The sequence below is a fragment of the Acidaminococcus sp. CAG:542 genome, assembly GCF_000437815.1.
Lineage (GTDB): Bacteria > Bacillota > Negativicutes > Acidaminococcales > Acidaminococcaceae > Acidaminococcus.
Genome location: NZ_FR902021.1, coordinates 13,603 through 14,769, shown reverse-complemented (window position 1 = coordinate 14,769; position 1,167 = coordinate 13,603). Strand labels below are relative to the sequence as shown.

The 1,167-nt window shown below is 58.7% G+C and carries 2 protein-coding genes; both read right to left on the bottom strand.

The features are described 5' to 3' along the window. Positions 1 to 120 precede the first annotated feature (120 nt). Positions 121 to 267, bottom strand: coding sequence for a hypothetical protein (locus QVO43_RS01280; RefSeq protein ID WP_022486810.1), 147 nt, complete (start codon positions 265 to 267; stop codon positions 121 to 123). Between the two features lie 216 nt (positions 268 to 483). After that, on the bottom strand, positions 484 to 1,167 hold a 684-nt coding region (locus QVO43_RS01275; protein ID WP_369678665.1), incomplete at its 5' end, for a Gfo/Idh/MocA family protein.

Here is a 1,167-nt window from a genome sequence, read left to right as displayed (position 1 = left end):
CCCCCGCCCCTCACAGGGCGGACTTTGGGACCATCCTTATCACCAGTTCAGTGCTGCTGCCAACTGTCCTATGGGGCTGCTGCTGGGACCGTAATTGGCAATTCTGCACTGAATGGGTATCTAGGTGAGGGACGAATACCGGCTTTTCAGAACTTCTCTCACCGCATTCCGGTACTCTTTCCGGGTTTTCAGCGGCATAACGCACAAATCTCCTGCCAGGGCCTGCTCCAGGTCTGCGTTCTTCAGGCCACTGATCACCTTGACCATCGCCCGACCGCCTCTATAACTCCAGCGGCGTCCCTGCTTCTTTACACTAAGGGACAGTGGTTAAACGGACCTTTCGATAAGGCTCCGCAGGACCGCCCGCCATACAAAGGGTGAAAAGGTGCAGGCCGGGAAGGGGGGGCCTTTGGCCTGCACCTACAACGTTGGAGTCGGGCACTCGTTCATCAACTTTCGGAAATTTCCTATCCACAGGGACGGTCAAATCGTATGACCAGCTGCTCTTTCCAGCACTTTACTGGCGGCGAGAGTCATCTGTAAAAATTTCTCTGCCTCTTCTTTCTTCTTCCCGTCCACAATCCGGGTGAAATCCTCGAACTCTTCCACCATCCGGTTTTCCCGTTCCGGCGGGGTCCAGGTTTTTGTGTTCTGGGCTTTTTTCACAGCGGCGGTGCTGAACTGGTCCTGGTCCGGGCCCTGAATCAGGGTCCACTCCAGTTTTTCCGGGTGGATGGGCTTCCCTTCCACTTTCAGCCAGCCTTTTTCTCCCTGGACCAGGAACCCGGAGGGGCTGTCAGAATCTTTGGCGGCGGAGAGGGATGCCTGGAACCCGGGGTATCCCAGGAGCAGCACTCCGGAGGTATCCACGCCGTTCCACCCCCGGTTGGGGGCATACAGGACCTTTTCCGGCAGGCCCCAGAGCCCGGCGGTCCAGGCGATGTTGTACACGTTCAGGTCATACAGGGCCCCTCCTGCCAGTGCCGGGTCGAAGGCAGGGAGCACTTCCCCCTTACGATACCGGTCATACCGGCTGGAATACTGGGAATAGTTTCCCTGGACCAGCCGGATGGGCCCCAGGGCCGGTACCAGCTCCCGGATCTTCCGGAACAGGGCCCCGTGCCACAGGGGCATGGCTTCCAGGAGAAAAAGCCCTTTTCCCCGGGC

Coding starts and splice junctions, on each gene's coding strand:
- QVO43_RS01280 (WP_022486810.1), bottom strand. CDS start 267: ATGGTCAAGGTGATCAGTGGCCTGAAGAACGCAGACCTGGAGCAGGCC.